We start from the raw sequence: 6,902 nt of genomic DNA, 5'->3' as shown, positions 1-6,902 counted from the left end.
CGTGGCGGCCACCCATGCCCACCGCCGTCCCCTGACACCCGTCGCCGTCCCGGGTCCGCCTCGCACGGCACCCGGCGATAGCGCATGCCCGCCGCCATCACTCACCGTGAGCTACGTGGTTGTTTACCACTGAAGTGATGCTCGGCTGCGTTTCATGGCGGGCGACAGATAGGCGGCCGGGACGCGGAAACCGGCGAGCCATGCGGTCATGTCACGGGTTGAGCAGGACCTTGAGCGCTTCTCGCTGCGCCATGGCCTGATACGCGTCCGCCACCTTGGCGAGTTCGATCGTCCGGTCGAAGACCCGCCCGGGCTGGATCGTTCCGTCCAGCACGTCCCGCAGGAGGGTGTCGATGTAGGGCCGGACCGGTGTCGGGCCGCCGGCCACGCGAATGTTCTTCACCCACGTGGGAAAGGCGGGAATGCCGGCGTAGTGCGGGACGCCGACTCGGCTGACCGCTCCGCCCGGCCGCGCGATCTCGACCGCCGTAGCCGCGGCCGCCTCGGTGCCGACGCATTCGAGCACGGAGTGCGCGCCCGTGCCGCCGGTGAGCAGACGGACCTGCTCGACGGCTTCCTCACCGTCGACGGAAACCACGTCGGTGGCGCCGAACTCGCGGGCCAGGTTCGTTCGATCGTCGTGGTGTCCGAGCACGATGATCTGTTCCGCGCCGAGTCGGCGAGCTGCGATCACACCGCAGAGGCCGACCGCTCCGTCTCCGACGACCGCGACCTTGCCTCCCCGCTTGACCTCGGCGCCGATGGCGGCGTGGTGGCCGGTGGCCATGACGTCGGACAGCGTCAGCAGGGACGGGACGATCGCGTCGTCCGGTGCGGCGTCGACACGCACGAGGTTCGCGTCCGCGTGCGGTACTCGGATTGCCTCGGCCTGCGCTCCGGGGAACCCCATCCGGCCGAAGAAACCGACGGACCGGCAGGCGCTGGTCAGTCCCTCGCGGCAGAACGAGCAGCTGCCGTCGGCGGTGAACATCGGCATGATCACCAGGTCGCCGGTCTTGACCGTGGCAACGTCCTTTCCGGCGTCTTCGACGATGCCGATCGCTTCGTGTCCCATCGCCTGTCCCTGCTCGCTGGGCTCCATGTCGGCGAAGGTCCAAAGATCGCTTCCGCAGACACAGGTGCGCATGACGCGAATGAGCGCGTCGGTGGGCTGCTCGATGACGGGGTCGGGTGCGTCGACGAGCCGGACGTCGCCGGCTCCGTACATGTAGGTGGCTCGCATGGCTTCACGAAATCACCGCGGCGACAGGCTAGCGGCACCCAGTGAGGCCTACCTTCGTAGGGTGCGGCTCGCCGTGCGGGGATCCGTACCATGGGGAGTCATGGACGCAAGAGGTGAGATCCGGGAGTTCTTGACGTCCAGACGGGCGCGGCTGAGGACCGACGACGTCGGTCTGGTGAGTTACGGGCACCGTCGAGTGCCTGGGCTGCGCCGGGAGGAGGTTGCCGTTCTCGCGGGTATCAGCGCCCCTTACTATGCCCGGCTGGAACGGGGTGATCTGACCGCGGCGTCCGACGCTGTTCTGGACGCGGTTGCTCGCGCGCTTCGTCTGAACCCGGCAGAACGCGCTCACCTGGCCGATCTGGCCCGCGCCACGCGCAGACCAGCAGCCGCTGCCGGTTCGGTCGACCCGTTTCGGGACACCCGTGTCCGCCCGGTTCTGCGGCAGCTGATCGACGCGTTCGAGGGGGCCGCAGCGTTCGTCAGCAACGAACGGATAGACGTGCTGGCCGCTAACCGGACCGGAGCGGCGCTCTGCTCGCCGCTGTTCGAGTACGGCGGGCCGCGACCGAATCTAGCCCGATTCGTGTTCCTCACCCCAGCGGGCCGAGAGTTCTTCGTGGACTGGGACACTGCCGCGTCGGACGTCGTCGCCTCGCTGCGCTCGTCCGCCGGCCGCAATCCACACGACGAGCATCTGACCGGCCTGATCGGAGAGCTGACAGCTGGCAGTGACGCGTTCTCCTCCAGGTGGGCCGCGCACGACGTCAAGTCAGCGCCGTCCGGAGTGAAGATCATCCGGCATCCGCTGGTGGGGCTGCTCGAACTGCACTACGAACAGCTGGATCTGCCGTCGGACCCGAGGCAGGCCATCTTCACGTTCAGCGCGCCGCGTGGATCCCACGCTTACGAGTCGCTCGGGTTCCTCGCGAGCTGGATCAGCAGCGACTCGACACGCACCGAATGAACATCCAATTCCACGTCGTTCACCGGGAACCCTCGTGGTCAGACGGAGCGAACCAGCGGTGCCTGGTAGACGGTGCGCACGACGCAGACGGTGCGGAACTGGTCGGCATACCTTTCGTCATGCAATAAGAAGCGGACACTCCCTGACCTCTGCTGCTGCCACTCTTCATTCGTCGCCCGGACCGTCCGGACGACATCGAACGAGGAGTGAAGCGTGTCAGTGAACACGGTCGCCCACCTGAACTTCCACGGCGAAGCCCGGGAGGCGCTGGAGTTCTACCAGTCGGTATTCGGCGGTGAGATCAACATCGTCACCTACGGTGACTTCGGCATGCCGAAGGAACTGCCCGACGCCGGGAAGGTCGTCTTCGGCCAAGTCGTCGGCACCAACGGATTCCGGGTGATGGCCTACGATGTCCCCGGTCAGGACGCTTCGACCGGCCCGGCACCCACGACCCGGCGGGAGAAAGGAATGACTGTCACCACCGAGAAGTTCTTCCTCTCCGTCCGCGGCGAGACCATCGAGGAAGTCGGCGCCAGCTGGGACAAGCTCTCGGCCGCCGCCACCGTCATCGAGGCTTTCGGTCCCGCCCAGTGGGCCCCCGCGTTCGGGATGCTCACCGACCGCTTCGGCATCACCTGGATCCTCGACGTAGCGGCGGCGTACTGAGTCGCGTCAACCACCGAGATCAACTTGATCGAGAAATGCCCTGATCAGTTCGGTGACCTCGTCGAGTGCGCTCTCCAGCAGGAAGTGACCGCCTTCGAGAAGGTGAATCTGAGCGTCGGGCAGATCTTCGGCGAAGGCGCGGGCACCCGCTGGTCCGAAGATCTCGTCCCCCTTGCCCCACACGGCGAGCAGGGGCGTTTGGTGGGCGCGCAGGTATTCGTGCAGGCGGGGATAGAGCGGGAGGTTGCTGGCGTAGTCCAGGAACAGGGCCAGCTGGACGCGGTCGTTACCGGGCCGGGAGATCAGCGCGTAGTCGTGGTGCCAGGTGTCGGGGCTGACGAGCGTCTCGTCGGCCCCCCCCCCGTGACGTACTGCCATTTGATCGCCTCGAGGGTGAATGCCTGCCGAACGGCCTTCTCGGTTTCCGGATTCTGCTCGCGATGGTACGCCCAGACGGTCTCCCAGAAGTTCCGGACGAACCCCGCCTCATAAGCGTTGCCGTTCTGGGTGATGATCGCCGTAATCCCGTCGGGCTGGTTCAAGGCGAGGCGCCAGCCGATGGGAGCGCCGTAATCCTGGACGTAGACGGAGTAGCGCGAGACTCCAAGGTGGCTCAGCAGAGCCGCCGTCATGTCGGCCAGCGCATCGAAGGTGTAGTCGAACTCTTCGACCGGCGGCGCGTCGGACAGCCCGAACCCCAGATGGTCAGGGGCGATGACGTGGTAGCGGTCCGCCAGCGCCGGAATGAGATGCCGAAACATAAACGAACTGGTCGGGAAGCCATGCAACAGCACAAGCACCGGCGCATCCAGCGGCCCGGCCTCCCGATAGAACACCTTACGTCCATGCACGATGGCATAACGGTGATGGACATTCGCCATGACTACCCCCTGATTGATCCAACCAAGCAAGCCGTAACCGACCAAGCGAACGGGACGAGTTGGACACATTCATAGGGGCCACGAGAGCAGAGCTTTGCCGGCACTCCAGCACCTCGCCCGTCCCGCCAGGCTGGCGGCGGCGGATCACCTCAGCGGTCAGCACCTGCCGAGCACGCGCCCCCCGACCCAGGCGGGATCCGCGCACAGTTCGCTCAGCACCACGTCCGCACCGCCAGGGGCACAGCGACCGGTCAAGGGCCGCCGAGCTCGTCTCAGGTGACTTGCCTGGCGTGCTTGATGTCGGCGGCTGGAAACGGCGTCCGCTTGGTCTCCTTGATCAGGCGGCGATGGAACTCGTACAAGACGATGGCCACCGGGGCGTGCCGGTCGATGATCGCGGCAGTCGCGGGAGGGACGTCATCGGGCTGTCGTCCCGCGATCCATTCCCGCAGGAACGTCCGGTGGTCGATGTCGCCGCGCAGGTCGTCGAGCAGATGATGATGCAGCAAATGGCCCACGGTATAGCAGTGGTCGTAGTCGAGATGCTCGGACAGGAACTCGGCCTCGGCCGCGGTGAGCTCGAAGCCGGAGCTCAGGGCAAGCCCGAAGTCCGCGAAGTAGAGCCGCTGGCCGTCGGTCAGGATGTTGGCGAAATGGGCGTCGAAGTGGACGAGCCCGCGAGAGCTCATGAAAGCGGTCCCGCGTACCAGAGCTTCCTCCGCCCAGAGGTGCGGCGAGCCTCCTGCCTTCCGCGAGTCGGCCAGCCATGCGCCGAGAGTCTGCGGCACATGTTCCAAGAAGAGCACCAGGCTGGATGACGAGCGGCCGACGGACTCCAGGCGTTCACGGACGGCTGGCGAGCCCTCCCAGTGCGCGACCGCCCCATCGATGCCGCCGAATTCGTCGACGAACCCCTCGGGCGGGGAGTCGGGGAGAACCCGCCAGTGGTACATCAGCGGGAAGCCCTCGTACTCTCGCCCGAGGACCCAGTTGGTAGTCATGATGTGTACGGCCAGCTCACGCCAGCCCCCAAACCCGGCCGAGCCCACCCCGTACTGGTAGAACAGCGGCAGCCCAAACAGATTCGCCGTCGAGCGCACGTTCTGCGGCCGCAGCTCAAGGTCGGTCAGCGGGACCCGTTTGACGAAGACCCGCCTCCCGCCGATGTCCATCTCCGCCGACCTGCCGCCGATGCCGGGCTCGAGCGCCACGGCTGCCCGCACGGCTTGGCCGAGTCGGCGGTCGCTCAGCAGCGACAGCTGGGTGGAGACCTCCGCGTAGGCGGCCAGGCGCGCGGCGTACGTACCGCTGGTCCCGCGCTTCATGCGCCCGCACGACTGCGGGCCACCAGGTCACGGGCAGCGTCGGGCCATTCGGGGACGGCGAACGTGAAGCCCGCGCCCAGCAGCCGCCCCGGCACGACCCGCCGACTCTTCAGCAGTAGTTCGGTGTCGCCACGCAGCACAAACGCACCAAGCTCGGCCATCCATTTCGTGGCGGGCAGCCCAACCGGTACGCCTGCGGCCCTGCGGAGAACCGCCATGAACGCCCGGTACGGAAGCGGGCTGGGCGAGGCCAGATTGACAGGCCCCACGAACTCGTCGCGAGCCAGGAGGAACTCGATCGCCCGAACGAAGTCGCGGTCGTGGATCCAGGACATGTACTGCCGGCCACCGGCAACGGGCCCGCCGAGGCCCAATCGGGCCATGCGCCACAGCGTGTGAAACGCGCCACCCCGGCCGGGAGCCATCACGATACTCGTACGAAGCGCCACCTTACGCGTGTCCGGGGTCGGCGCCTCGAACTGCGCACGCTCCCACTTTCGCGCGATGTCAACGCTGTAAGCCCAATATGCCGGTACGCCGTCCTCGGCACCACCGATGACCCCAGTCGCCTCGTCGTTGGCCCGGTCGTGGCTGTGCGCGTAGATCGTGGCCGTACTCATCTGCAGCCACACCCTCGGAGGCGCGGACGCCCGGGCGATCGCGGTACCCACGATGGCGGCGGAGTCCACCCGCGAGGCCATCATCTCCCGCAGATTGGCCTCGGTATACCGGCAGTTCACGCTGCGCCCAGCCAGATTGACCACAACGTCGGCGCCGTCGACCTCGGCCATCCACTCCCCCGCGGTCCGCCCATCCCATGGCACCATGCGCGCACCGGGCACTCGTGTGTCCGTACGCCGGCTGAGGATGACCACGTCATGCCCCGCACTCCCGAGGGCACCGGCGAGCAGGAGTCCCAAATGTCCAGAGCCACCTGGTATGACGACCTTCACTATGCCCGCTTTCGGTCGAGTTGCGCGCGCCAGCGCCGCCACCCTCACACGCGGCGAAATCTTCGCATACTCCATCCGCGGTCTCCGTGTCCGGGCCGCCGCTGGAGGAGGACCGAGCGCGTACATGGGACCATGGACTATGTCCTTCGTGTTACCGCCCGACACCGCAGCCTGGCTGCACCAAGAGGCCCGGGCTGGTTTTGAGGTGGCGTACTTCGAGGCGCTTGACGATGGTTGGCGGGCCCAGGGGTGGACCACCGCGGTGGAGGAAGGCGAAACCTGGGTCGTGCGGTACGACATTCGCCTTGACGAGGCTTGGACTACCCGCAGCGCGGAGGTGTGGGGGCAGTCGGTGTCCGGGGAGAGGTCGACCGTCGTTGAGGCGGACAGCGCGGGGCACTGGCTGGTCAACGGACAGGCCGCACTGCACCTGGACGGCTGCCTCGATGTGGATCTGGAGTCGTCGGCCATGACCAATGCATTTCCCGTCCACCGGATGGCACTGCCCGTGGGCGCCAGAGCTGAGGCTCCCGCCGCGTACGTCCGGGCGGTCGGGCTCGGCGTGGAGCGGTTGGAGCAGAGCTACGAACGACTCACCAACAAGGACACCCGCCAGCGCTACGACTACGCCGCACCCATCTTCAACTTCGCCTGCCACCTGGTCTACGACGAGTCGGGACTCGTCCTCGACTACCCAGGAATCGCCACCCGCGCCCAATGACTCACCGCAGCAACCACCCCAGGGCTGACAGCATTCTCGGATGCTGAGACGGTGGGTGCCGGTTCTGCGGATCACGGATGGATCGCGTACGGCGTGGCGTAGCCCTGACATGCAACAAGACCCCATAGAACGGCGGTTACCAC

The 6,902-nt window shown here is 66.9% G+C and carries 8 protein-coding genes; 3 read left to right on the top strand and 5 right to left on the bottom strand.

Features of this window, described 5'->3' with window-relative positions; genetic code table 11:
* Positions 1 to 211: 211 nt before the first annotated feature.
* Positions 212 to 1,243, bottom strand: a complete 1,032-nt coding sequence (locus ABGB08_RS53985; protein ID WP_347608191.1) for an alcohol dehydrogenase catalytic domain-containing protein — start codon at positions 1,241 to 1,243, stop codon at positions 212 to 214.
* 100 nt (positions 1,244 to 1,343) lie between these two features.
* On the opposite strand from ABGB08_RS53985, the gene ABGB08_RS53980 reads away from it, so the two are divergent.
* Together ABGB08_RS53980 and ABGB08_RS53975 are read left to right on the top strand one after the other, a co-directional pair.
* Positions 1,344 to 2,210: a helix-turn-helix transcriptional regulator gene (locus ABGB08_RS53980; protein WP_347608188.1), complete on the top strand. Its 867-nt coding sequence runs from the start codon at positions 1,344 to 1,346 to the stop codon at positions 2,208 to 2,210.
* Positions 2,211 to 2,423: 213 nt separating this feature from the next.
* On the top strand, positions 2,424 to 2,879 hold the full coding sequence (locus tag ABGB08_RS53975; RefSeq protein ID WP_347608185.1) for a VOC family protein: 456 nt from the start codon (positions 2,424 to 2,426) through the stop codon (positions 2,877 to 2,879).
* A gap of 6 nt (positions 2,880 to 2,885) precedes the next feature.
* Here the strand turns inward: ABGB08_RS53975 and ABGB08_RS53970 are convergent, their stop codons facing one another.
* The 4 genes from ABGB08_RS53970 to ABGB08_RS53955 all read right to left on the bottom strand — a co-directional run bounded on the left by ABGB08_RS53970 (position 2,886) and on the right by ABGB08_RS53955 (position 6,038).
* Entirely contained in the window at positions 2,886 to 3,257 is a 372-nt protein-coding gene (locus ABGB08_RS53970; RefSeq protein WP_347608182.1) for an alpha/beta fold hydrolase, read from the bottom strand.
* Positions 3,182 to 3,760: an alpha/beta fold hydrolase gene (locus ABGB08_RS53965; protein WP_347608179.1), complete on the bottom strand. Its 579-nt coding sequence runs from the start codon at positions 3,758 to 3,760 to the stop codon at positions 3,182 to 3,184. Before ABGB08_RS53965 ends, ABGB08_RS53970 begins: the two co-directional genes overlap by 76 nt.
* A 272-nt stretch (positions 3,761 to 4,032) precedes the next feature.
* A complete protein-coding gene (locus tag ABGB08_RS53960; RefSeq protein ID WP_347608176.1) occupies positions 4,033 to 5,085 on the bottom strand; it encodes a protein kinase family protein in 1,053 nt (350 codons plus the stop codon).
* On the bottom strand, positions 5,082 to 6,038 hold the full coding sequence (locus ABGB08_RS53955) for a DUF1731 domain-containing protein (RefSeq protein WP_347608173.1): 957 nt from the start codon (positions 6,036 to 6,038) through the stop codon (positions 5,082 to 5,084). Before ABGB08_RS53955 ends, ABGB08_RS53960 begins: the two co-directional genes overlap by 4 nt.
* A gap of 139 nt (positions 6,039 to 6,177) precedes the next feature.
* On the opposite strand from ABGB08_RS53955, the gene ABGB08_RS53950 reads away from it, so the two are divergent.
* The gene (locus ABGB08_RS53950; protein WP_347608169.1) at positions 6,178 to 6,759 is read left to right on the top strand and encodes a putative glycolipid-binding domain-containing protein; all 582 of its coding nucleotides are present in this window, start codon (positions 6,178 to 6,180) and stop codon (positions 6,757 to 6,759) included.
* The last annotated feature ends 143 nt before the right edge of the window (positions 6,760 to 6,902 follow it).

This window comes from Acrocarpospora sp. B8E8 (assembly GCF_039871605.1).
Classification (GTDB): domain Bacteria; phylum Actinomycetota; class Actinomycetes; order Streptosporangiales; family Streptosporangiaceae; genus Acrocarpospora; species Acrocarpospora macrocephala.
Note: the sequence above shows the minus strand (reverse complement) of the source record. Positions and strands in the feature narration are given on the sequence as shown.